Here is a 24,507-nt window from a genome sequence, read left to right on the forward strand (position 1 = left end):
GTTACTCCATCATCTGGTTATTTGTATAGCTGACGCGTACGTCAATGAAACAATTTGATGAAACCAGCCTACTTCCTGTTGACGTAAACGTCAACCTAAAATAACCTTAGCTTAACGTAAAAAGAACTTAACTCGAGTTTAAGTTAATCTACCGTCAATGTATACGAGGTAAAAATGGTCGAACGTGAAACCATGGAATTTGATGTCGTCATAGTGGGGGCGGGCCCTGCGGGTCTATCATGCGCTATTCGACTTGCTCAACAAGCACAGCAAAAAGAACAAGAACTCATGATCTGTGTGGTAGAAAAAGGCTCTGAAGTGGGTGCGCATATTTTGTCCGGTGCGGTATTCGAAACCAAAGCACTCGATGAACTCATCCCTGATTGGGCACAAAAAGGGGCTCCAGTCACTACCAAAGTCACTGAAGACGAGATCTACCTATTCAAAGATGAGCAAAACGCGACAAGCTTGCCGCACATGGTGGTGCCAAAAACATTTAAAAACGACGGTAACTATATCGTTTCAATGGGTAATGTCTGTCGTTGGTTAGCAGAGCAGGCAGAAGAGCTCGGCGTTGAGATCTTCCCGGGATTTAGTGCACACTCTTTAATCATCGAAGACAAAGAAGTAAAAGGCATTGTCACAGGTGACATGGGCTTAGATAGAGATGGCCAACCAAAAGACACTTATATGCCAGGTATGGAGCTTAGAGCCAAATACACTGTATTCGCCGAAGGTTGCCGAGGACACCTTGGTAAGCAGCTAATCAAAGAATTTGAGCTAGATAAAGATGCGACACCTCAGCACTACGGTATTGGCTTTAAAGAAATTTGGCAAATAGACCCTGAAAAACACAAAGAAGGGACTGTCGTGCATGGTACAGGCTGGCCTCTTGATAACGAGACGCATGGTGGCTCGTTTATGTATCATGCCGAAAATAACCAAGTTGTGGTGGGTCTTATTATCGACCTGAACTACAAAAACCCATATCTTAGCCCCTTTGATGAATTTCAACGCATGAAACACCACCCTGTCTTTAAGCAAACACTTGAAGGCGGCGAGCGTATTTCATACGGTGCTAGAGCCATTGCCAAAGGCGGCTTACATGCTTTACCAAAAATGCACTTCCCAGGTGGTTTATTGATCGGTTGTGATGCGGGGACTTTGAACTTTGCAAAGATCAAGGGTAATCATACAGCAATGAAATCAGGGATCATTGGCGCAGATACCATTATCGAAGCACTCTCACAAGAAGATGCGAAAGCAGATTTACACAGCTTCGATGATAAGTTTAAAGCTAGCTGGCTACACGAAGAGTTATATCAGTCTCGTAATTTTGGCCCTGCCATGCACAAGTTAGGCCGCTACTTAGGTGGTGCTTACAACATGATTGACCAAAACTTTTTCTCCGGCGCTTTACCGTTCACCATCAAAGACATCAGCAAGGATTATGAATCATTGAGACTTGCAAAAGATGCAACAGAAATCGCTTATCCAAAACCAGATGGCAAACTCAGCTTTGACAAACTCTCTTCGGTGTTTTTATCTAATACGAACCATGAAGAAGTGCAACCATGCCACCTGCAGTTAGCAGATAGTACGATCCCTATTTCAGTGAACCTTGAGCAGTACGCTGAGCCTGCACAGCGCTATTGCCCTGCCGGTGTTTACGAAGTGAATGAAAATGAAGAAGGTGAGAAACAGTTTGTCATCAATGCACAAAACTGCATCCACTGTAAGACCTGCGATATCAAAGATCCCAGCCAAAACATTACTTGGGTAACCCCTGAAGGCGCAGGCGGTCCCAACTACCCGAATATGTAAAACCAACCAATTATTTACATATCCTAAATTGCAAGGGGCGAAATGCCCCTTTTTTTCTATACTTACCTCAGACTCAAAAAATGATGAGGTACACATGGCCAATCAATCAGAAGTGATTTTCAGATTTTTAGCAGAACCGACCGATGTCAATTTTGGTGGGAAAGTACACGGTGGTGTTGTTATGAAGTGGATAGATCAAGCTGGTTACGCCTGTGCTGCTGGCTGGAGCGGTGCTTATTGTGTAACCGTATCCGTAGCTGGCGTTCGCTTTCACAGGCCTATTTTAGTTGGTCAGATTGTTGAGGTTTCTGCAAAAATTGCGCATACCGGCAAAACCAGTATGCAAATTTTTATTCAGGTTCGATGCGGCGATCCGCAAAAGCAACACATGGTCGAAACCAACCACTGTATCATTAGCTTTATCGCGATGGATCAAGCTGGTTACCCCATCCCAGTTTCAAAGTTTGTAGCTCAAACACCAGAGCAAAAAGCACTAGAACAATATGCCATCAAAATGAAAGATATTGCGATTCAAACAGAATCTTTACTGCAAGCTACATTCGACCAAGATGAATAGTAAAAATGAGCAATGGCAATTGCTCATTTATTTAGAGGTTAGCTAACTAACTGACGTTGTAACGACTTAAGCTCGCTCAGTGAACGTACGATATAGAGTTGTTTGTCACTGGCGATGTTTGTTAAGTTCTGTTCAAACTCATCATTCCAAAACTGTCGCGATAGTTTTAAGTAATGATATGACTGGCGCGTACCTTGTATAATCGAACACCCTTGTGGCCACCCTTCTGGGGTTTTAATTAAGCCCTTAATTGCGCGCTTTGTCACAAGCCAGTAGCTCAACCAATAGGGTAAGTCGATATAAATAAGTGTATCAGCGTGAGCTAAGCGCTGCTTGAAAGAACCCAACGGACCCAACCCTTCTAAAATCCAGCTAGGTTGCTGTAAAATTTTGTCGTGGTTGTCATCAAACTGCGTTCGTGAGATTTGGCTGCCATCTTGATTAAACACCATGATATCTAATTGATGCAGAGGTAAGCCTACCTGTTTTGCTAAATATTTACTAAATGTCGATTTGCCACTGCCGGGCTTACCAAATACGGCGACTTTTTTCATTTATTTTCCTTAATGATTTGTCTCCCAATACCGCATAAAAAAACCCGCCGTATTGGGCGGGTTTGATAAAATCTTTGCACATCAAATCCCACCATTCCTATGGAATGATGATAATAATGTGTCGAATATTCTGATTAATTATTTTGTGCATTTTATCAGCATATCTGTACCTGTATTTTTTGTCAAAACTGTTTTTTATCTACAGGTACTTTTCCATCAAAATTAGAGGCTTTTCTTGATGCTGCGAAGTTTTAAACTGTTTATAACCCAATTTATTATAGATATGTAACCCGCGCTGGTTTGACTCAAACACGTCCAGCCAGATCCTTTGAGTATCAAAATGCGCCATGCAGTACTGTTCCATTTGTACAATCGCTTGCTGTCCAATTCCACGAAATTTGCTATCGACAACAATTCGTCTAAATTCAACTTCTCTGTTGGCTTGTCGCGCTAAGATGATAAATCCGGATAAAGCCTTATGCGATAATATCGATAAGTAAATGACATCCTGCTTGTGCATTTCAGTTTGATGTTGCGCTTTCGTATAAGGAATGATGAATTGCGTGGTATCACTGCGTCGCTCCATCTCGATGAAGGCATCAATATGTTCGGCGATAGAGGGGATGAGTTTAAGCATGATTTGTGCTACTGAGTTTTTATTCGTATATGAATTAAGAAAGTTCTATAGCTTAAAGAGGAACCTAAGCCCCTCTTAACCGTTGCATCAGCACTATTTGCGTACTGCAATCGCTTCAATTTCGATGTTTACATCTTTTGGCAAGCGCGCAACCTCAACACACGAACGCGCAGGGTAGTTAGCAACTTGATGCTCATCGAAGAAATTACCGTACACCTCGTTAACTGTACCAAAGTCATTTAGATCTTTAACGAATACAGTAAGCTTTACAATATCTGCAACACTCAAGCCCGAAGACTCAACTACTGCTTTAACATTCTCAAGTGATTGTCTTGCTTGATCAGCAATGGCTTCAGGTACTTCACCTGTCGTTGGGTTTACCGGGATCTGACCAGAAGTCATTACCATGTTTCCTAAGTCAACCCCTTGAACATATGGGCCAATTGCCGCAGGCGCAGATTCTGTATGCAAAACTTTAGTCATTTTAATTTCCATTTCAGGTTAGTGGATAAACTGCGCTTATAGTCTCCGCCTTTTGGATTTTTTTCAAGTGCTTGAGGAAGGTTTGTGGGCTGGTTAAAACCAATTAAATCACTTCGCTATGCCAGTTTAAGTACCAGATCCGTGAGTAGTTCAGGTGTAAATGGCTTTGATATATAACCGTTTACACCCAACTCTTTCATCTCAAGTATTTTTTCTGGCGTGGTATCACCAGTGAGCATGATCACTTTCGTATGACGACAAGCCGGGTTTTTCTTCATTCTTTTAATGAGCTCCAACCCATTGATTTTTGGCATATTCCAATCGGTTACGATTAAATCGTAACACTTAGCCGACATGGCTTTGAGTGCCTCTTCACCATTGGATGCCTGTGTTAGTTCTTTAAATCCTCGTTCTTGCAGGCTTTCACTGATAAGCTCTCTCATAAAGTAGGTATCATCTACGATCAAAATCTTCATGGCCTTCCTTACTGTTGTCATTTTGTGCATACCACAAATTGATGCTAGTAACAGCTCGCAATAATTGCAAAGTCAGACACCCTATTTAACTGTGTTTGAACGCATTTTGTTCAATCTGCTTTATCAAGCTCCAATCAAATGTTGTGATGTGAGCCCTGTTAAACTAGCCAATTTGAAATCTGCTTGTGCAAACTGATCACAGTTAAATTGAGCGCTTGAAGGCACCGCTAATGTGCGCATATTTGCAGCCTTTGCAGCAAGCAACCCTGTGACAGAATCCTCCACAGCTAGGCACTTCTCTGGGGCGACGCTGAGCCTTGCCGCAGCACTTAAGTAGACATCTGGGCTAGGCTTACCTGACAGCTCGTCTTCTGATGAGCAGCAAACAGAAAAATAATGTGCAATATTGAGAGCATTTAACACCACAGGAATAAGCCTCTCTGGCGCATTAGTCGCAAGACCAATCTTAATCTGTTTTTCACTTAAATAAGCCAAAGCATCATGCACACCAGATAATGCCTTACCTTTTTGTAAAATAAGTTCCGCTACACAAGAGACGACGTTATCAGCGGCTTGTGAAATAGAAGGTCCATGCCATGGAGATTGCTGATACCAAAACTTGGCAGCTCCAATGGTTGTCATTGACGCAGTATTTGCTGCCAAATCATCTGTCACATCCACACCTAAACTTGTAAATACCTGTTTTTCAGCTTGTTGCCACATGGGCTCGGAATCAATTAAGGTGCCATCCATGTCAAAAATTACCGCTTCTATCATAGCTTTTCCAATGCAAAAACCACTTCAAATTCTTCACATACAATAGGCATATCAGGCTTAGGTACAAATGCAGTCCCCGCTAATTCCCGATGATAATATGCCCAGTGCACTCGCTGCCAATAAGCAAGTGACTTATCGCCCTCTCCTTCTATTTGCGCATAAGCTTCACTGATCTGATTAAATGGTGTAACAGACACTTTGGTTGTTTTTATAATGCATTGAGCTTCACCTTTGTAGTTTGTCACTACATTTAAATCGCCAGCTTGTGGCAATGCTTCATCATTTGCTTCATACCACCATAAAGACGGTGACGTGGCCTTTTTCTCTCCCATAAGCACCAAAGCGAGGCACGCATTTGCATCCACTTCGTTATCACAAAAGTGCCAGCTTTCGAGTTTCCGCTCTGGTAAGCCTTGCTCATCAAAATAACGTTTACATATTTGAGCAACTGAAAGGTCTTGAGAATTATCAGCCAAACCATACTCCTTTTGGCAAATTAATGGATATGCACCAATAATAAAGACAGTCAGAACGAGAATAAACAGCAAAAATCGCTTTTTGCTGTTACAAATTGATTACGCAAACTTATTTGCTAGTGAACGTGTTTCAACAAACGCTGTCTCCAATGAGTTTTGATGACGTAAGTCAGCAAACTCTTGATACTCAGAGGCAATCTCAAATACTTGCTCACAGCCTAAGTACTTGGACAAGGTTTTAATATGCGGTGCTAAGTGATTCATCGACTCTCTTACTCCCCCTTTTTCGAAGCCAAACTCTCCACATGACGTAATGAGAACCAAGCTTTTCCCACTCAAAATCGGCTCTAGTGGAAAATCACCTCGATTTAAGTCAAAGCTAAATGTTTCATGGATCCGGACTATCTGATCAAACCATGCTTTTAATTGTGCGGGCATACCATAGTTATACATTGGGGTAGAAATAACGATGATATCGGCCACTTTCACCTCTTGAATTAGTTGATCTGATATTGCCAGCTTCTGGCGCTGTTGTTCACTGCGGCTCCGTTGTGGCGTAAATACGGCACCTAACCAATCCTGATCAGTAAAAGGTGGAGGATTCATTCCCACGTCGCGGTACTGATATGCTTTTATGGATGAGTTTTCTTTTAATTTCTCGATAAAGCTATGGGCTAAGCGTTTAGAGATTGAATCATGGCTCGGGTTGTCGTTAACACGCTTTCTGATACTTGAGTCTATATGAAGTATTGAGTACATCGAGTTATATACCTATTGTTGCTGTTCTATGGCTGCAATTTTGCTGTTTTTGCCATATCGCGACAAATGAAAAGAACCCAGACATAAATAAGTTTTACTCATGTATAATTAAAATGACTTTATTTTTTAGGAATAACCGATGACCAACGTTTCAATGCAAGCACTTAAGGTCTTTGACGCTGCAGCGCGCCACAACAGTTTTAAACTCGCAGCCGATGAGCTAAATCTCACGGCAACCAATGTGTCTCATCATATTAAAAACCTTGAAACGCGTTTGGGCATCGAACTATTCATTAGAAAAACACGAGAAGTCACGCTGACAACAGCTGGTACTGATCTGGCAAAAGCCACCAGTTCTGGATTTAGTACCATAGAGCGAGCGCTTCATCAGCTAGTAGAGCAAAGCAAATGTGTAGTCGTGCACACCACCTCGTCCTTTGCAGCCCAAATGCTGATCCCAGCCTTAAGAGATTTTGCGAAATTAAACCCAGATATTGATGTATCAGTGATCACCGGCGAACATCTAGTTCATGATAATCAGGCGATTACCATTCGATTTGGTGATATTAGCCACATTGAAAAGCACCAAATTCTCTCAATTGAGCAATTTAATTTATATCTCAATCCAAACCTTGACAGCATAAATCAAAATACTGTTTTTATGCCAAAGTGGAAAAATCAATCTCTTCCCGAAGCTCCTTGGTCAGCGTGGTTAAGTCAAAACCAGATGAATGATAAACAATATGAGCTCATCACTTATGACCAAGAGCTCTATTGCATTCAAGAAGCCATTGCTGGCGCTGGCTGTGTGTTTGCCTCGCACAGCTTAGTTAACATGCTTGAACAAAACGGTGTATTAACTTGTTCAGCTTACCAACCTGTTTCCTCAAGCTTAGGATATTATTTGTCCTCGCAAGAAGTACGCTACAGCCAACAACAGCAAAAATTTGTTAACTGGCTTAGAAAGAAATTTATCTAAACATGGGTTTATTTCAATGGTAGTAACTTCAAACAGGCAGATCTGTAAAACGCTTTATCATGCAAAATACAACCGAATTCAGCGCGTACTATCATGCCTTCAAAAAAGGTCAGTAGCATCTCGGCGTATTCTTGTACATTAACTTGATTTTCACCCAGAGCACGAATAAATAAAGACAGCAGCCATGCTTTATGATCCACTGCAATTTCACTTGGTTTTTGCTGTGTGCATTTAAATTCTGATTGGGCATGCATAAACATGCAGCCCTTAAACTGCGGCGACCCAAACCAATTAAAATGCCAATCTAGAATAGCTGAGATTTTATCCTTCGGACTGTCATGAGCACTGATAACCTCATCAAGCATTTGCTCAAAGCGCTCATGCCGCCGATGCAACACTGCCTCCACTAAACCAAGCTTATCGCCAAAACGGCGATACAAGGTGGTTTTGGACACTTTGGCTTCATCTCTTATCAGATCAACACCAACCACGTTAAACCCATGCTGGTTAAATAAGTCTTCTGCCACATCCAAAATATGCTGCTGTATATCCATGTTTTTTTGCCAAGAAATTACTTGTCTGGAAGTGTACAAATCTGTACTCTTTTTAGCAAGATGTGTACAGGTTTGTACACACTTAAAATTACAGCGCTAACGTAAGGAGATAAAGTGAGTAGATTAACTGATATTACAAAAGGTTTCGTAGGTGGTTTTTTGGGAATTTGGGGATTAGGCATGCTCTCTTCGTTGGTGCATTACCCGATCTTAATGGCCCCGTTTGGCGCTACATGTGTATTACTTTTTGCGGTTCCTCATTCCCCGTTATCAAGGCCAAAAAATGTCATCGGCGGGCATTGCCTTTCAGCTGCCATCGGCTTGGTTATGTTATTTTTATTTGGCTCAAGCCTTTTATCCATCGCTATTGGTGTTGGATTAGCAATTGCCCTAATGCAGCTGTTCAAGGTAGTTCATCCGCCAGCAGGCGCTACAACACTTGTTATCATCATGGCTGGCAATACACACATCGACTTTTTATTGTTTCCGGTTTTGAGCGGCTGCTTATTCTTGGTTGCACTAGCCAGCCTTTTGAATTTAATGTACGTCAAATGGCAAAAAACGACATCCTCAACAGAAACCGCCATTAAATAAATTTTCTTTAAACACTGGATAATATGTATCAATAAACACACAATAAAACTTCGATAAAATCCAAGCGCTTTTTTAACGCTTCATCCTTTAAGTCGACTAACACGCTAACAGCAGGAATTTTTATGTTTGAGTCTTTTAATCCAATACCACGTATATTAATGGGTCCAGGTCCCTCTAATGTATCTCCGAGAGTTTTAGGAGCCCTATCTAGGCCAACTATTGGTCATTTAGACCCGCAATTCATCGGCTTAATGGACGAGATAAAACAGTTACTGCAATATGCATTTAACACACAAAATGCCTTTACTATTGCCCTATCTGCGCCGGGCTCTGCGGGTATGGAAGCCTGTATTGTGAATCTCATCGAGCCCGGTGATAAAGTCATTGTGTGTATTAATGGTGTATTCGGTGGTCGTTTAAAAGAAAACATAGAACGCGTAGGTGCCAAAGCCATTGTTGTCGAAGATAAATGGGGTCATCCAGTCTCAGTTGACAAAGTGAGTGACGCCTTTAAAGCGAACCCTGATGCAAAAGCTTTGGCGTTTGTGCACGCAGAAACCTCAACAGGTGCCCGCAGTGATGCGAAAAGCTTATGCCAAATTGCACAGCAATATAACGCGCTAAGTATCGTGGATGCTGTTACTTCTCTTGGCGGCAGCGAGCTTAGAGTCGATGAGTGGGGTATCGACGCCATCTATTCAGGTTCTCAAAAGTGCTTATCATGCGTACCGGGGATCTCTCCTGTCAGCTTCAGCGAAAAAGCGGTTGAAATACTTAAATCTCGTCAAAGTAAGGTGCAAAGCTGGTTTTTAGATCAATCCTTGGTGATGGATTATTGGTCTGGTGAAGGTAAACGCTGCTACCATCACACAGCCCCGATTAATTCATTGTATGCGCTACATGAATCCTTACTTATGCTCAAGCAAGAAGGGCTAGAAAACGCATGGCAGCGTCATCAAAGATTGCATGAGAAGCTTCGTCATGGTCTTGAAAAGCTCGGCATTGAGTTTTTGGTTGATGAAGCACATCGCCTGCCTCAGCTCAATTCTGTTTTAGTGCCTGATGGGGTTGATGATGCTCATGTCAGATCAACTTTATTAAGTAAATACAACCTAGAGATCGGTGCTGGACTTGGCCAGCTTGCAGGAAAGACATGGCGCATAGGTTTGATGGGCAGCACAGCCAATGAGCAAAACGTGGCCTTATTACTTGCAGCCTTAGAAGATACCATCAAGTAAAAATTATCTTGCAGGGGCAGTCATTGCCCCTGCACTTTAACTAGCTACTTGCGCGCATACAACACGCCCAAAAAATGCAAAACTATCAGCCACCATAGGGTGTCAATAAGCATTAAATGGATGTCTAGCATCTTGGCATAAAAGCGTCCGTCACTGCTAATCGCATCAGAAAGTTGCACACCAAATAATTGAATAACCTCCTCAGCGTTTATCGCCATACCCAATCCTGTGATCACCAACCCTGATAGAATTAAATAAAAACATGCATGTACGCTCTTTACTAATCCCAAATGGAATGTATTGCGCATAGGTTGACGGGGAAGCCTGTTTGCGAACAGTTTTTCCCAGCCAAGCCGTGCCAAAATTAAGCCAAATACCCCAAGCGCCATTAATGCATGCGTTTCAATCGCATCTTGACGGTGCAGCGCCTGACCTTTTATACGATAATCGATATTGTGAATTTGCGTACCCATATTCATTAAAATAAATAGGATCAAAAAAGCGGCAAACCAGTGAAGAGAACGATCGACAAGATAGTGCTTATTCTTCATAAAATAATCCTTTATTTCTTAGACAAGACCCTATTTATATTAGCGCCAAGAAATAAAGTTTCAATAATTTCTGAAAGAATAAAAGAGGGCTCGTGATGAGCCACTCTGGACGATTGCTAATCGTTACGGATTGACGCTACAGTCTGTGAGTTTTACCCAAGCTTCTGGGTTTTGCTCTGGTGAGCTTTGAGTCCACCAGCTGGCTTTGTAAATTGCCTGCTCGAATGTAACTTGGTTATCTCTCACATAGGTGTTGCCAGCTTCAAACTCAGGCGCTCTACATAGCGGTGACAGCGCGCCATAGAAGCCAGTAATCGAATCGAGCTTGAGGTTTGACGAAGTACCATAATCAACCCCTTCAGCTATGGTTACAGCACCATCAAATGCTGAAATATGCCAGTTAAACCTTATATTCGCGCTGTCAACGCTGCCATGAATTTCAATATTTGACACCAAAATGGCATCATAAGGCCAGAGTCCATACTCATGCATATACCCCTGAAAATCCCCGATCCAATTACTGACACTTTCTGCCCCTGTAACTCTAAGTCCAGCGGTTGTTGGGTCTTGATAACGAAACCCTGGATTAACGGCCTGCTCTAAATGACTTACACGATCAGCTGCTTCGTGAATATTCCAAGAACTCATATATGCAAGTACATTTTGCTTAAGCTGCTCTGATTGTGCCTGTGTTAAAGGCTGCGCAATGGTGTTACAGCTTAAAAAACTTGACCCTAATAAAACTAAACCTGCTTGAATAGATTTCATGATGACTCCTAGTCGTTGTATTTATCACCTTTTTAGTTTTAAAGCGCTGCAAACAAAATTATTCCATCTTGATAAAAGAGGAAATCTTTGAATTAATATCGATACCTATCAGGTAATTACACATGTCAATTTAGTTAAATTGACAATTCAGAACGTGCATTACCACGCTCACTAAGGATAAGTTGATTATGTGGCTTGAACTACAACAAGAGTTTTATCTCGTATCGTGTTTATTGACATTATTTTGTGCAGGCCAAATGCAAAGATTCGAGTGTAGCTTTAATACCCGCTTGCCATTTTTGACCTTAGCGAATTGTGCTTTATTGCTGATCCCATTCACCAGCTATCTTCAAATTAAGTTTAATATTCATGCACCTTTACTTTCCCAGTTAGCCAACAACTGTATTTTATTATTTTGTGGGCTTGCTTATTTATTTTATCGATATGAGGTAACACCTAAGCTCAATACAATCTTGCTACATTGCACGCCTTTTTTTGCTTTTCTAATAGTCAAACTCACCGACTTTCATACTCAGACTGCGCTAATGTATGTTGTCTATTTTGGCTTGATGTTCAGCTATGTAACGGCGATATGGCATAGCCAAGGTGTAGCAAACGCAAAAACATTAAAAAAAAGTAAGTTATTGCTGTTCTGGGTGGTGTTTGTAGTTGCACTCAATGGCGGTGTTGCCATCGCATTCTTAAGCAAATCACCATTGACCTATCCTCTTTGGCTACTATTGAACATCAGCGTTTGTGTTTATTTATTGGCATGTTCTTTCACTGCAGTCTATTGCATTAAGCAAACTGACCTAACGGGATCAGTTGATACACCAATATCAGAAAAACAGCTACAGCTAAGCCCCTCGATTGCCCGAAGCTGCATCGATGAGCTCAAACAGTTACTTGAAAAAGAACAAGTATTTTTAGACAACCAATTGACGCTTGCACAGCTTGCAGACCAGCTTGGACTGACTCAACATCAAACCTCAGAGCTGTTAAATGAGCATATGAACAAGAGCTTTTACACATTACTCAATGAGCACAGAATCCATTTCGCTTGTGAGCTACTCAAAAAAAGTACAACAAGGGATAACATCACTCAAATCGCCCTTGATAGCGGTTTTAATAATAAAAGTTCTTTTTATACGGAATTTAAGAAACAACTGGGCACTACCCCAAGTAAGTGGCGCGCTCAATATGCGTAAACAGCTTTCATAGTTATGCAACAGGATAAATCACTCTCAGGCTACCCGTTTAATTAAGTGAGGATTCATTCATCCTAAGTAAGTTATTGCTTAGTGGAACTGTATTTACATGAATGAGTAAAAAGGAAATTGAGTCGTGAAACGTTACGCTGTTTATGTCGCACTTATACTTACAATAATCTGTATTGCTCCTGTGTTTATACCAACAACACTATGTGGTCCAACACCACCAAAGTTAAAGATCCAATCAGATGTTGCAGTGATAAGCAAAATGTTAGCTTTAAACGAAAAGACACTGGAACTGAATTCGAGTCACTCCGACAACATAACACAATACAAAAACACACTCGCCAAGACGTTAAATGACTCTCCACTCGACCCATGGGATAAAGCCTACGGCTTTGAATATTTAGGAAGTGAACCTAGAACTTTTATCATTTGGAGTACAGGCTCTTTGAACTCAGAAGCGGGTTTGATAATGTTCACCTTCACAAAAGTGAATGGTGACTATAAAGCCGCTAGATTACAAAGCGCCGAGCAACATACAAAGCTCAATGTGTTAAGAGGTGAACACTGAAAAATCAGCCTCTTGCTGACTCTGTTACCGCACAAACATAAGCCCAAACCTACTGACCTGATTGAAACTGCCCTGCAACTCTGACATATTCATCCACCTCATACTCATCAGCCTGAGCAAGCTCCTCTGGGGTGATTTCAAATATCGTGCCTTCAACAATATCTGACTCGCTACCTGTGTATTTCAAAATCGGATGTACGTCTTTACCACTGGTTTTAATCACCTCTTCATCGGTAATTTTAACCTCGGATAGCACATAGCCAACAAGCTGGTCTTTTTTGCCTTTTAGTTTTCGACCAAACGTTTCAATTTGAACATGTTCTAACTGCAATGTGCCATATGAAAACAGCTTTTCCATTTTTTAGCCTCTCCCACTGAATAAAATAAACGATTAGGAACCGAAATTTATATCGCTGAGCACGAAAGTACAAGCTACTGATTAAATTAATAAATAATTAAATATGCCATAAATGTTCCATAAGAATGCACAATATCTGAACTTTGCTATCTATAAACAAAGTCTTGCGCTCTACCTTCATAAAATACTAAGTAATTTCTTGCTACTTACTCACTGACTTATTTTTATCAGCTTGGCCCCTTCATGCATAATCATCATCCCTCAGTTTTAACCTAAATGAGACCAATAAGGCCAACCCCGGTTGCCTGCATTGAACTTGAACCTCTCCTTGCTGCGATAATACCAGTTCGCGGACAAGTGCCAAGCCAATCCCCGTCCCTTTCGTATTTCGCGTAAGTTCACTACTCCCTCGATAAAACAGCTCAAAGATTTTTTCTTCTTGCTCCTTGCTTATACCATTACCGTAGTCTCGGATCTCCAATTGAACCATATTTTGGTTTGTGGGGTGCCTGCAAAAAGTAAAATCAATTTTCTTTCTGTCATTGTCATCTATATTTGCTGATTCAAAAAACTTGATGGCATTGTCCGTTATATTTATCACCACTTGTGTAAATGCGTCAGGCTCAATATATGCCAAAATAGATTCGGGCTCTGCAAACTCCATACAATGTACCTGTTTAAAGTTATGCTTGTCAGTCAATGACGAAATTTTAGAGTGGATAATGTTTTGTAATACTGTCAGCGGAACATACTCTGGTGCCACATTTTGCTGCTGACGCTCAAAGGCAGACAGCTGTAAAATGTTATCAATGAGTCTTGCTAACCTATCACTCTCATCACAAATAAAATCAAAATACTCGCCTTGGTGTTTTGGCGAAGTCACCATGCCAGATTTAAGCATCTCAGAATACATTTTAATCGACGTAAGAGGCGTTTTCAGTTCATGGCTTACCGATGAGATAAAGTTCACCTTCTCTTCTGAAAGTGCAAGCTGCTTAACACTAAAGCGATAAAACCCATAACAAGCAGAAACAATAGCGATTAATAAAATACCGTTAAAGATCAGGCTAAATATGGTTGATTCAGCAAGTGGCATGGGCTTTGATGTCACCGATATCGTGTAGTTTTTATATGGCCAATCCAGCCGAGTTTCATATATAGGCTGCTGCATGTAACTACTTTCTGGTGTTTGAGGCAGTGAAACAGCCGGTGCATTCTCTGAAGGAAGATATAAAAAGTGTGTATGAGCTAGCGTCTCATCCACAATCTTAAGCGTTACCATAATCGGTATATCAAAACGTCTATTCTCAAGAATATTCGTCACTTGCTGTTGTAAATACGGGCCTCTTTTTACTACATACCCTTGCAATACAGGCAGTTCCAAAACAGAAATAACACGATAAAAGATGATATATTCAGGCAAATCAAAGCTCACATCAAACTGGCTTCTTTTGAGATCTAGCCCATTATTCAACATGGCTCTAATCGATTTAGATTGAAATACAGTGTGATAAACAGATACGGCCATTTCGCGGCGCGTAATAGCCTCTAAGGTTTGTATTTCATTGGAAGTGTCAGACAATTCATCAATTGTAATTGCATCTGGCCAAATTGGAGAATTAAAATTGCCTTTGTGATCAATTTGAAAATAGCCCACAAGTCCAGTTATATTTTGTGACCCATCAAGCTCTGCTAAAGATGACACTACTTTTTGTGTTTGCTTAGTAACTGGATTATGCACATAGCGATAATAATTGAATGCATCTACAGGAATTTGATTGCTAACACTGGTCATCCGAAACAGCTTTCTATTAATGACCCTGACTAAACTGCTGGCTTCTTGTTGATACTCTGACAAGCGGTTTTTTTCCGCTTGCTGATAACTGATACAAAATAGTAAAGAGAGAGGAATGAGTAGCAGCAATAAGAGTAAAACCGCAGAAATCTGCAATCGTCTTAAACGCTCAGAATAATTAAGTAAGCGTTTATTTTTTATAAAAGTCATTTGTTATTCTTATAGTGTATAGAGCTGGTAGCCTTCACCTCTGTGGGTGATTAAATGCTTCGGTGTTTTGGGGTCTATTTCTATTTTTTTACGAATTTTAGCGATATGTATATCTACCGTTCGCGTATCTATATCTTTAGTTTCTTTGTACCCCCAGACATCTTTTAGCAAGTCATCTCGTGACACTAAACCACCTTTGCGATTTAAATAAGCCAAAATCTCCGCTTCTCTGCGGGTATATTTCATCTCTTTTTGATAGGAGTTACCAGTCAGTGACTGCAAGCATACGGACACTTGCTCACTGAGTGAGATGACATCGCCTTTTTCTGTCCACCCTGATCGCCTAACTAATGCATTGACTCGTAAAACTAACTCTGACGTTGAAAAAGGTTTTGATACATAATCGTCAGCACCGAGAGTCAGCGCATTAATGATGTCTTCTTCTGCATTTTTTGCTGTGAGCATCATAATTGGTTGGGTACGAGAGTGAGCTCGAAGTGCATTACAAATATCAAAGCCATTCATCGAAGGCAGCATAACATCGAGTAAAATACAGGTGTAATCGCCACAAAGCCCCTTGTCTAAGCCTTCTTTTCCGTCAATGGCACTGTCTACGTCATAGCCATGAAAGACAAATAAGTCCGTCAGACCTCTTAAAATACTCGGCTCATCTTCGACGATGAGCAATCTTGGTTTAATGCTCAAACCACTTCCTTTTGTTGATGTAAAAATCGATGTGATCGCTGGCCTTCTTTCTAATTAGTTTTTATAGATGGCCCAGCAACCCGTTACTATGCATACGCAGTGTACCAATTTTCACAAAGGTTTAAATGCAAACTTTTGTAAAATATAAGCGGGTCATTTTATATTTATCACTTGTCTATCACCGATCATGACTGCCAAATCAATTCATTAAAACAAGGATAAAACAGTATTGAACAAAGTAATGATGTATTAATTTAACCTACAAAAAGCAGCCCTATAGGGCTGCCAGTGCTAATTTCCAAATAATGTTAAACTTAACCTTTAGGAATGGTAAGTAAGGAGTACTTGCTCGCTTCACTCCAAGGAATTAAATGTACCGCCACTTTTCCGTATGTTGAGTAGCCATTTCCTTCCCAGTTTTGGTCAATGACATACACGCCGTTAGCATTTGACCCCAATGCAATTGCGACATGACCAGGCGCCCCGCTGTCTCCAGGCTGCCAATAAGTACCGTCTGACTTAAACTTTGCTATTATTCTCCACTTCAGATACATGCTCGAATTCAATTTAGCGCCACTCCACTTCCATTTACTTGTGTGGCCAGCATTTGACAATGCACGCACAAATTGCACACACTGAAAATAACTATCAAAGCTCTCTCCTACCGAGATTAAATCAGCTACTGAACTAATATTGCGACTATCATGTTGATGGTTATTTGCGACACCATACTGCCTGAAAGTATTAGCAGTGCTTGATGTATGTTTGAGGTATAACATACTCCCCCCAAAAACATGATCATTTTCTCGTACAAAGTTATTTGGGTTATCAATTAACTGTTCCAAATCTTGCTTTACACCAGATTTTAATACCGCGAAAGAATAATCTTGCGCTGCCGCAACAAGTGATGCTCCTAAAGTGACGATCATTAGCAGACTGTTCAACACTTTCATTTTCAATCCTTATATATTTATGGCCGTTAGCCATTGATGTTTAAATTTGTGGATGTTTTCCACTATCTAGTGGCAGGATTAAATCTAAGTGATCTTTCTTTTGAGGAGTAGGCACGTAATTTAGCGTTTTTTTTCTCAGCTTTTTAGTAAGAAATGTGCAGTTCAACAACAGAACCGAACGAAATAAAAGCGAAAAATAATAAAAAACATAATGTTAAACTAATTTACAGACGCATTTGCATGCATAGTCATTTGTAAAATTTTAGCGCCAATATTGGCAACTTCACCTCTTGTCATCGCTCTTTTGGGCTGAAATTGACTGCCGTGCACATCGCACAATTGATAAAAAGCGCATAACTGTCCATATCTTAAACTTTGGTCGCTGTTAAACTCTGTGCTATCACTAAAACCATAATGCGAAAAGCTGTCTACCCCATCGGGATCGTAGAGCTCCAAGAGCTGGCTCACAATCATAGCGAGCCACTCTTTTGATACTGGCTTTTTAGGGTCAAACTGCTCCGGATATGGCATAAACCCAGCTTTATTTCCATACACCAAATAGGCATTCGCCCAAGTAAAGTCCTCAATATCACCTTTGTCGTTAACCAACCTCAGGTTATGAAAATGATGACTTGTCTTAGTCAGGGTAATAACTCCTTTCTGATGAGCAGATAAAAATAATATCGATAACGCCTCAGCTTGCTTTGCTACCTGCTGCGGCTGAAATATCCGTCCACCATCACCTTTGTCCGGACGACCAATAACAACACCACGCATCGCAAGATAATGGATGTTGTTATAATGAGGGTGCGTCGCTGGCACATCTTTAAACTGAATTGGTAATCCATGCCCGTCCCTGATCACAAACCTGAGCACCAATTTGTCATATCCTAGGCCATGTTTTTGTGCTTCTATTGTAACTGTATGAATACCTACTTGAGTAAAAGTATGCCGATAATATCCTTCGTTGCTAACATAACCTGGCCCTGTAACTTTAAAAGCTAAATCTGATACATGGTTGCCTTTACCGACCACTTTCAGTGCTATTGGCTCTCTGATCTTCCCACCATGATTGGTAAACACATGCTCGGAAAATAGCTTTGAATAAACTTGTTCTTCGTCTTCGGACACGGTCTCCAAATGACCAGACTCTGTAGAACTGTTCAATATATCAAAGAACTCTCCATTGTTTTCGTGCGCTTCAAATAAACGTTCTAAATAATCAATCGCTTTGTCATTTTCATTTTTTTGTTGAGCTAACTCAGCATTTTTAGTAGACAAAACATTTAAGACAGTGAACAAAACAGGCAGGGTTAGAACAAAGCTAACAAGTAGGTATTTGTATCGATAAACTATGCATTTAAGTTTATCCACTAAAGAAATATTAATTTCTTTAGGTACCTGAAAGTGCATCGCCGATATCAACATATTCTGCAGTGACTCAACATCCGGCGTTCTCACCTTTACATCTTCTAAATATGCTTGCTTAAATACCAAGCTTAATAACCGAACTCTTAGCTCTGCATCTGAAAATCTTTTAAGCATCAGAGTGTTTAGCATTTTTGCAGCGGAGTAAACATCGCTCGATACTCCCACAGCTTCTCCGTTTCTTTGCTCTGGGCTAGAAAAATTTGGGGTGAATCCCTGTACCTCAGGCGCTAAAATAGCCGGCATATCGACAAGGTGCTTAGATATACCAAAATCCAAAAGCACTGGGCGCTTATCCATATCAACTAAAATATTACTCGGCTTAATATCTGCGTGCACAATACCTTGGTCATGTGCGTGTGCCAATGCACTCAGTATTTTGAAAAACAACTCCAACATGTCATCTAAAGTAAGCGCATAATTAGCAAAGAAAGTATCTAATGACTCGCCGTTTATAAAATCCATAATCATGTAACAGTAGTCATGGTGCTGACCAATGGTAAATACTCGTGCAATACTGCCATGATTGAGCTTGGCTAAGCTCTGTGCCTCTACCGATATCGCAATGGCTTCTTTAGGCATATTAAATGCCGGATAGAGTAGTTTTACAGCAACGGTTTGATCGAATTTACCGTCGCATCGAATCGCTTTATACACAACACCTTGTCCGCCTTCTCCTAATAAAGCTGTTAATTCAAAGCCTTCGATTACTACTCCACTAAGATGCAACAACTCGTCATAACCCAAGGCAGACTTTGCAGACTGTGATATCAATGACGATAAAAACATATCTCGTTTATTGAGAAGATGAGCTTGAATTAGACTTTTTACCTCTTCTATGACTGAGCTGTCTATCCCCTCAAAGGAATTCACATTGTGCATCATTTTATCAGCTGGTAATTCAAGTAACTGCTCAAAGATATCAAATGCGCTGCTTCCATTTAGGTTAGGCACAAGCATCACAAAACATCCATAAACTGACTTCTTAAAAACGCATTTGCTACTTCAATTTGGCGATAGACTTTCCCTCTAGACAAACTCAACTCGCGTCCAATCTCATCTGCTGTCATGCCTAAAAAGTAATAAAATAATGCAACTTCGTAGCATGGCTCTGATCTCGTTTTTAAAAGCCCAATAGCCTCATCAAATGTGCTGTACTGCTCATCATTTGCATACTCTGTGATTTGGTTTAATTGCTCTATAGAGGTATGTTCGTATAAATTTCCACGTTTATAAGCTTTGTTCTTTCTGATCTCGCTGATCAAGGCATTACGAATAAACGTTGATACATCTTTTAAATATTGTTTCCTATTCTCATAATCTTTGACAGGAGGTGCAAAGTGAATGAAATATTCATTGATAAAAGATGTTGTATTCGGCACCACGTCTAAGTCATCATGGTTACGAACTAATTGTTGCTTATGTTTTTTCAAGCAGGTTTTTAAATGTAGAAAAACAGCTGACTTAAGTGCTTTTTCTGATGCTTCACAGCCTTGTTTCCAATTACTAATCAATAAAGTGATATCGTTTTTCATTCAAGTTAGCCAATCCATAACGCGCAATAAATTGTTGCGACCCAACGCAAGGTAAGCAAACTGTAAACAAAATGTATTGAAAGTCAATGCAGATAAGCTACGCAGCGAGAGCTACTGTACAATTAAACCGAATGAAACACATACTCTAGTTTGAGAAGGATTAAAGAAGAGTGCGCCACTGTAATGCAGCTGCACTCTTAACAAGCGTCAGATATTAATTACTATTTTGTCTAACCAATTGATCTAAAAAGCGTACACCCCAGCCTTGAGAACCTTTTGGTGCAACAGCAATCGGCTGATTTAACCAATCAACACCTGCAATATCTAAGTGCACCCATGGAACGTCTTTATCTACAAACGTCGCGACTACTGCTGCACCGATACTGGCACCTGGGTTACCTGCACCTGAGTTTTTAATATCTGCAATGTCTGACTTAATTTGCTTAAAGAAATTAGGATGCAGAGGCAGAGGCCAAACCGCTTCACCACTGGTTTCACCTACTTGCATCATATTTTGAGCAAGAGACCAATCTCGGGTAACCATGGCCGCATACTCATCGCTTAATGCTCTCGCAGCTGAGCCTGTCAACGTCGCAATGTTCACAAGCATTCTAGGTTTAAACTCATCTTGTGCATAACGTACTGCATCGGCTAGCAGCAAACGTCCTTCCGCATCCGTTGAGATGATCTCAATCGTCGTACCTTGCATTGTCGTTAGTACATCACCTGGGCGAATTGCATCTTCTGCGGGCATATTTTCAGCAAGCGGCATCACACCAACAACGTTGACGTTTTCACCTCTGCTAGCCACTGCTAGCATTGTACCGGCAACCGCTGCAGCACCAGAAAGGTCCGATTTCATTTGCCACATGCCGCTATTTTTCTTCAAACTGATCCCGCCGGTATCAAATGTGATCCCTTTACCAACCAGTGTAATGGGCGCGTCTTTTTTGTTACCACCACGGTAGTTGATCACCAACATGCGTGGTTCATGGATAGAGCCTAAGCCAACACCTAAAATCGCGCCCATATTACGCTTTTTCATTTCTCTGACTTTCATCACCTTGATATCAACGTTATCGATATCATCGAAAGCATCTTTGACTCTGTCCACAAAGCTTTGCGGGTAAATGGATTTACCTGGCTCTGATGCCATATCACGGGTTAAGTGAACGCCTTGCACCATATACTTTAAATCGTCACTATATTTTTTTGTAGCTGCAGCGACGTTGCTACTATGAAGCACAAAGTTACGAGGTGAAGATTGCTTTGCTTGTGCTTTATATTTGTCAAAGTGATAATCGCGAAGGCCTGCGCCCATTGCTACCCAAGCTGAAGGGGTTGAAACTTGCGTATTGAGCGCGTCAGTAATCACAGCATACTGAGCTTTGCCATTATCAGGAGTGCTCGCCGCTGCGTAGCCACCTAAGTCCTGCAGTTGAGCTTGTGTTAATGCATTAGAGCCAGTACCGATCACTGTGATTTGTGCAAAAGGCGCTAGACCATAAAACGTTTGCGTTTTACCAAATCCACTTTTAAAGCCAGCGCTCTCAATTGCCCCCTGCAATTGACCATTTGTTTTTGTATTTACTTGCGCAGCAAGCCCGCTTAGTGAATTAGCGTTATCAACAAAAATGATTAAACGCTTGTTTTGCGTTAAGTCGAGTTTAGAGAATTGAATATTGGGTAGCGCGTGCGCCATGCTTGAAGCCAACATAGTCAGCGCAGCAAGTGTAAATTTGATCATGCTATTAATCCGCTTAATTAAACCGATAACACTCAATAGTGTCGCTTTAAGAGCCAAAACCTTGATTAGCCCTGAGTATAGTCAAGGTTTAAGCGGTATGAACTCTACCTTGTATAAGTGAATGTAACTATTTGTTATCGATGAGTTTAAGCAAAAACGCTGTGTATGGATGAGGAACGTGATAAAAGGCTTAGATATAAGAGGTATCGATTCTCTTAAATCGTGGCATAAATAGATAGATGACAATCGCTTCGCTCTACTTTGAACCTCGACTACTTTTAATTTGGTCTATTTTTTTAGCCTCTTGTCTAACATCTAAAAGTTTCTTATATTTGGAACGGTATTATCTAACCCAAGGAAAATAATAATGAAATCGGGTGCTCTACTTAAAGCTTTATCTTGTCTTACTCTACTTATGGCCTCTCATGGCGAAGCTAATCAACAAAAACTCTTACCTCATGACGGCAAAGCCGAAGACAGTTTTGGATTTAGTGTTGCTGTAGACGGAACAACCGCTCTGGTCGGTGCCTTTAAGGCGGATACGAAAACAATTCAAAATGCAGGGGCTGCCTATGTGTACGCACTTGGTAGCAATGGCTGGTACCAACAAGCAAAACTGATAGCAGAACCAGCCTTTAGCGAAGACACTCTTGGTGGTAATGTGGCACTGAAAAATAACATGGCCATATTGGGTGTATCAAGAAGGGATAGTCGAGGAAAAGACTCTGGCGCCGTCGTCGTGTTTGAAAAACAAGCCGAAGCTTGGACACAAAAGCAAATTTTAACCGCCATTGATGGCAAGGCTGGCGATGTCTTTGGACAAAGCATTGCACTTACTGAACGATTTTTAGTTATTGGTGCCCCCCACAGCGATGCTCCACATAAAGACTCTGGGTCAGCTTATGTATATACTCGCGAAAATGGCGCTTGGCAGTATCAAGCAAAACTTACTGCCAAAGACGGTGCAGAGGATGATTTATTTGGTATTAGTGTGGCGATTGATGGCAATACCATACTTGTCGGTGCAGATCTACACGATGAAATTGCACAAGAGGCCGGTGCAGTTTACGCCTATGAATTTGATGGTAAACAATGGCAGCAACAAGCCAAACTGATGGCAAAAGATGGCGGACATACAGATATCTTCGGGGTGAGAGTTGCTCTACAAGGCAACACGGCATTAATCTCAGCCAGAAGAGACGATATTGACGGTGTGGGTGTTGATGCAGGATCGGCGTATATTTTTGAGCGTACTGATGGGAAGTGGGCGCAAACACAAAAACTAGTTGCACCCGATGCTCATGCAGATGACCGATTTGCACGTGGCGTTACACTCTCCAAAGACACCGCCTTAATCAGCGCCATGCACCATGACGCCAACGGCAGCAATGCAGGTGCTGTTTATGTGTATAAAAAGCATCTTGGTCAGTGGCACTATACATCAAAAATCGTCGCTAAAGATGGAAAAGCCGATGATAAATTTGGCTGGAATCTGGCGCTATCCAATCACCATGCCATCGTTGCCGCACCACTTCGCGATGATAATGGTAACTCCTCAGGGGCGGTATATATGTTGGATTTAGCTGGGAACGCGGCGATTGCGTCTAACTCCAGTGAAAAAATAAAGTAGCTCGCATACTCAAGTCACTAAAAGACGATACACCTTAACGTGCTTCGTCTTTTAACAAAAATAATAGGGGTGCTGCTAATTTCCCCGAACCGGTTGTTGTATAAACTACTTCACTGCCCTGCCAAATCTAAACCACATAATCAATCTGTTGTACTAGGCTTGGCTTACCCTGTTCGTCAAGATAAAAGCCTGATTTTCTGATTGCACCTTTCAGCTCGCCTTGCTCTCGAATATTCAGTGGAGTATCTGCATTTTGCAATCCAATGGCTCCAATGCTAGCCTCCGACAGTGTCACCAACTTATCTTCATCCTTGTTTTTTATCCACACTCTAAGACTATCAAACACCTCATCATTTTCATCAATAAAGCCGTTGCCGTCTTGGTCGTATTGGGCTAAATCAGCAAAGCCATTGCCACTTAACGCGCCAAACAGTTCAGTACCGTCGTCGATGCGTGAATTATTGTTCAAGTCCAGTGCCAAAAAACCATAGCCTTTTTTAAGATGTGAGAATGTATCTACTTTACCGTCGGCATCAATATCAAATTGCATCTGCTCACTATCTAACTCTACCGCCTTATTGGTGAAGCTAATAATAAGCGGATCTTTCATATTAATATCTTCAATCGTGCGCTCGTAACTAGTGTGGGATTGTTCAAAGACAGACTTAAATGCAAAAGCGATCTGCTCGCCGTTTTGAAGTGTAATTTGACCACCAACTTTAAATACATTGGACTGCTGCTCATGACTCAAACGCTCAACAATAACATGAGTTGGCTCGGGTTGCTCGGCATCTGCAGCTTCAGCCTCTGCTACATCCTTACCGATAGTGTCATCGTACCAACTTACCTCTTTTCCGGTTAGCTTCTGTACTAGTAACTTAAGAATATACATCTTTGCATCATTGCCCATTTCCATGTCAATTGCTGCTTGATCAACCTTAGCAACTTCAGTATCAACCATGGGCAAAGCGCTTTGATCCTCTTCAGGTATCATGACTTCTGTACGCTGCTCACTGACGTGAAACTGACCTTCATGTTTGTTACGCAATTCAATTTGTGCACTTTCAATTTTCATAGCTCCTCCAAGCCCATCCATGTAACTTGGTTATCGGCA

At 41.1% G+C, this 24,507-nt stretch carries 26 protein-coding genes; 8 read left to right on the forward strand and 18 right to left on the reverse strand.

The features are described from left to right. The first annotated feature begins 174 nt into the window (after positions 1 to 174). Together QNM16_RS05980 and QNM16_RS05985 are read left to right on the forward strand one after the other, a co-directional pair. Positions 175 to 1,824 (forward strand): electron transfer flavoprotein-ubiquinone oxidoreductase, encoded by a 1,650-nt coding sequence (locus tag QNM16_RS05980; RefSeq protein ID WP_284019632.1) that lies wholly within the window; start codon positions 175 to 177, stop codon positions 1,822 to 1,824. A gap of 94 nt (positions 1,825 to 1,918) precedes the next feature. After that, positions 1,919 to 2,401 (forward strand): acyl-CoA thioesterase, encoded by a 483-nt coding sequence (locus QNM16_RS05985; RefSeq protein ID WP_046357112.1) that lies wholly within the window; start codon positions 1,919 to 1,921, stop codon positions 2,399 to 2,401. 38 nt (positions 2,402 to 2,439) lie between these two features. Here the strand turns inward: QNM16_RS05985 and QNM16_RS05990 are convergent, their stop codons facing one another. From QNM16_RS05990 to QNM16_RS06020, 7 genes are all read right to left on the reverse strand, one after another. Continuing rightward, complete coding sequence (locus QNM16_RS05990; protein WP_284019633.1) at positions 2,440 to 2,955, reverse strand: P-loop NTPase family protein; 516 nt, start codon at positions 2,953 to 2,955, stop codon at positions 2,440 to 2,442. Between the two features lie 199 nt (positions 2,956 to 3,154). After that, entirely contained in the window at positions 3,155 to 3,592 is a 438-nt protein-coding gene (locus QNM16_RS05995; protein ID WP_284019634.1) for a GNAT family N-acetyltransferase, read from the reverse strand. A 93-nt stretch (positions 3,593 to 3,685) separates the two neighbouring features. Then, positions 3,686 to 4,075, reverse strand: a complete 390-nt coding sequence (locus QNM16_RS06000; protein WP_284019635.1) for a Rid family detoxifying hydrolase — start codon at positions 4,073 to 4,075, stop codon at positions 3,686 to 3,688. A 116-nt stretch (positions 4,076 to 4,191) separates the two neighbouring features. Beyond that, positions 4,192 to 4,551, reverse strand: coding sequence for a response regulator (locus QNM16_RS06005; protein ID WP_063364066.1), 360 nt, complete (start codon positions 4,549 to 4,551; stop codon positions 4,192 to 4,194). Between the two features lie 123 nt (positions 4,552 to 4,674). Beyond that, positions 4,675 to 5,328 (reverse strand): hexitol phosphatase HxpB, encoded by a 654-nt coding sequence (hxpB, locus tag QNM16_RS06010; protein WP_284019636.1) that lies wholly within the window; start codon positions 5,326 to 5,328, stop codon positions 4,675 to 4,677. Continuing rightward, entirely contained in the window at positions 5,325 to 5,804 is a 480-nt protein-coding gene (locus QNM16_RS06015) for an ASCH domain-containing protein (protein ID WP_284019637.1), read from the reverse strand. Before QNM16_RS06015 ends, hxpB begins: the two co-directional genes overlap by 4 nt. Positions 5,805 to 5,903: 99 nt before the next feature. Continuing rightward, a complete protein-coding gene (locus QNM16_RS06020) occupies positions 5,904 to 6,563 on the reverse strand; it encodes an FMN-dependent NADH-azoreductase (protein WP_284019638.1) in 660 nt (219 codons plus the stop codon). A 139-nt stretch (positions 6,564 to 6,702) separates the two neighbouring features. Here QNM16_RS06020 and QNM16_RS06025 point away from each other — a divergent pair, with 139 nt between their 5' ends. After that, positions 6,703 to 7,542 carry a LysR family transcriptional regulator gene (locus QNM16_RS06025; protein WP_284019639.1) on the forward strand — a complete coding sequence of 280 codons (840 nt, stop codon included), beginning with the start codon at positions 6,703 to 6,705 and terminating at the stop codon, positions 7,540 to 7,542. Between the two features lie 8 nt (positions 7,543 to 7,550). Here QNM16_RS06025 and QNM16_RS06030 read toward each other — a convergent pair whose 3' ends face one another. Then, a complete protein-coding gene (locus QNM16_RS06030) occupies positions 7,551 to 8,096 on the reverse strand; it encodes a TetR/AcrR family transcriptional regulator (RefSeq protein WP_284019640.1) in 546 nt (181 codons plus the stop codon). A 114-nt stretch (positions 8,097 to 8,210) separates the two neighbouring features. Here QNM16_RS06030 and QNM16_RS06035 point away from each other — a divergent pair, with 114 nt between their 5' ends. Beyond that, positions 8,211 to 8,690 carry an HPP family protein gene (locus tag QNM16_RS06035; protein ID WP_284019641.1) on the forward strand — a complete coding sequence of 160 codons (480 nt, stop codon included), beginning with the start codon at positions 8,211 to 8,213 and terminating at the stop codon, positions 8,688 to 8,690. 122 nt (positions 8,691 to 8,812) lie between these two features. Then, complete coding sequence (locus tag QNM16_RS06040) at positions 8,813 to 9,928, forward strand: pyridoxal-phosphate-dependent aminotransferase family protein (RefSeq protein WP_284019642.1); 1,116 nt, start codon at positions 8,813 to 8,815, stop codon at positions 9,926 to 9,928. Between the two features lie 44 nt (positions 9,929 to 9,972). Here the strand turns inward: QNM16_RS06040 and QNM16_RS06045 are convergent, their stop codons facing one another. Both QNM16_RS06045 and QNM16_RS06050 read right to left on the reverse strand, forming a co-directional pair. After that, complete coding sequence (locus tag QNM16_RS06045; protein ID WP_284019643.1) at positions 9,973 to 10,479, reverse strand: cytochrome b/b6 domain-containing protein; 507 nt, start codon at positions 10,477 to 10,479, stop codon at positions 9,973 to 9,975. A 123-nt stretch (positions 10,480 to 10,602) separates the two neighbouring features. Continuing rightward, on the reverse strand, positions 10,603 to 11,247 hold the full coding sequence (locus tag QNM16_RS06050; protein WP_284019644.1) for a hypothetical protein: 645 nt from the start codon (positions 11,245 to 11,247) through the stop codon (positions 10,603 to 10,605). A gap of 188 nt (positions 11,248 to 11,435) precedes the next feature. Between QNM16_RS06050 and QNM16_RS06055 the strand changes: the two genes are divergently transcribed. Together QNM16_RS06055 and QNM16_RS06060 are read left to right on the forward strand one after the other, a co-directional pair. After that, a complete protein-coding gene (locus QNM16_RS06055; protein ID WP_284019645.1) occupies positions 11,436 to 12,455 on the forward strand; it encodes a helix-turn-helix domain-containing protein in 1,020 nt (339 codons plus the stop codon). A 136-nt stretch (positions 12,456 to 12,591) separates the two neighbouring features. Continuing rightward, positions 12,592 to 13,032: a hypothetical protein gene (locus QNM16_RS06060; RefSeq protein WP_284019646.1), complete on the forward strand. Its 441-nt coding sequence runs from the start codon at positions 12,592 to 12,594 to the stop codon at positions 13,030 to 13,032. 49 nt (positions 13,033 to 13,081) lie between these two features. Here QNM16_RS06060 and QNM16_RS06065 read toward each other — a convergent pair whose 3' ends face one another. The 7 genes from QNM16_RS06065 to QNM16_RS06095 all read right to left on the reverse strand — a co-directional run bounded on the left by QNM16_RS06065 (position 13,082) and on the right by QNM16_RS06095 (position 21,763). Beyond that, positions 13,082 to 13,390, reverse strand: coding sequence for a gamma-glutamylcyclotransferase family protein (locus tag QNM16_RS06065; protein ID WP_284019647.1), 309 nt, complete (start codon positions 13,388 to 13,390; stop codon positions 13,082 to 13,084). A gap of 241 nt (positions 13,391 to 13,631) precedes the next feature. Beyond that, positions 13,632 to 15,395, reverse strand: coding sequence for a sensor histidine kinase (locus QNM16_RS06070; RefSeq protein WP_284019648.1), 1,764 nt, complete (start codon positions 15,393 to 15,395; stop codon positions 13,632 to 13,634). Positions 15,396 to 15,404: 9 nt separating this feature from the next. Further along, positions 15,405 to 16,100, reverse strand: a complete 696-nt coding sequence (locus QNM16_RS06075; protein WP_284019649.1) for a response regulator transcription factor — start codon at positions 16,098 to 16,100, stop codon at positions 15,405 to 15,407. Positions 16,101 to 16,414: 314 nt separating this feature from the next. Further along, positions 16,415 to 17,053, reverse strand: coding sequence for a BPSL0067 family protein (locus QNM16_RS06080; protein ID WP_284019650.1), 639 nt, complete (start codon positions 17,051 to 17,053; stop codon positions 16,415 to 16,417). A 219-nt stretch (positions 17,054 to 17,272) separates the two neighbouring features. Next, positions 17,273 to 19,441 (reverse strand): serine/threonine protein kinase, encoded by a 2,169-nt coding sequence (locus QNM16_RS06085; protein ID WP_284019895.1) that lies wholly within the window; start codon positions 19,439 to 19,441, stop codon positions 17,273 to 17,275. Beyond that, positions 19,441 to 20,016, reverse strand: a complete 576-nt coding sequence (locus tag QNM16_RS06090; RefSeq protein ID WP_284019651.1) for an ECF-type sigma factor — start codon at positions 20,014 to 20,016, stop codon at positions 19,441 to 19,443. Before QNM16_RS06090 ends, QNM16_RS06085 begins: the two co-directional genes overlap by 1 nt. Positions 20,017 to 20,230: 214 nt before the next feature. Continuing rightward, the gene (locus QNM16_RS06095; protein WP_284019652.1) at positions 20,231 to 21,763 is read right to left on the reverse strand and encodes a leucyl aminopeptidase; all 1,533 of its coding nucleotides are present in this window, start codon (positions 21,761 to 21,763) and stop codon (positions 20,231 to 20,233) included. A 367-nt stretch (positions 21,764 to 22,130) separates the two neighbouring features. Between QNM16_RS06095 and QNM16_RS06100 the strand changes: the two genes are divergently transcribed. Beyond that, positions 22,131 to 23,393 carry a hypothetical protein gene (locus QNM16_RS06100; RefSeq protein ID WP_284019653.1) on the forward strand — a complete coding sequence of 421 codons (1,263 nt, stop codon included), beginning with the start codon at positions 22,131 to 22,133 and terminating at the stop codon, positions 23,391 to 23,393. 127 nt (positions 23,394 to 23,520) lie between these two features. Here the strand turns inward: QNM16_RS06100 and QNM16_RS06105 are convergent, their stop codons facing one another. Beyond that, positions 23,521 to 24,468: a hypothetical protein gene (locus QNM16_RS06105; protein WP_284019654.1), complete on the reverse strand. Its 948-nt coding sequence runs from the start codon at positions 24,466 to 24,468 to the stop codon at positions 23,521 to 23,523. Positions 24,469 to 24,507 lie beyond the last annotated feature (39 nt).

Origin of the sequence: Pseudoalteromonas umbrosa, from assembly GCF_030125375.1 — a bacterium.
Lineage (GTDB): Bacteria > Pseudomonadota > Gammaproteobacteria > Enterobacterales > Alteromonadaceae > Pseudoalteromonas > Pseudoalteromonas umbrosa.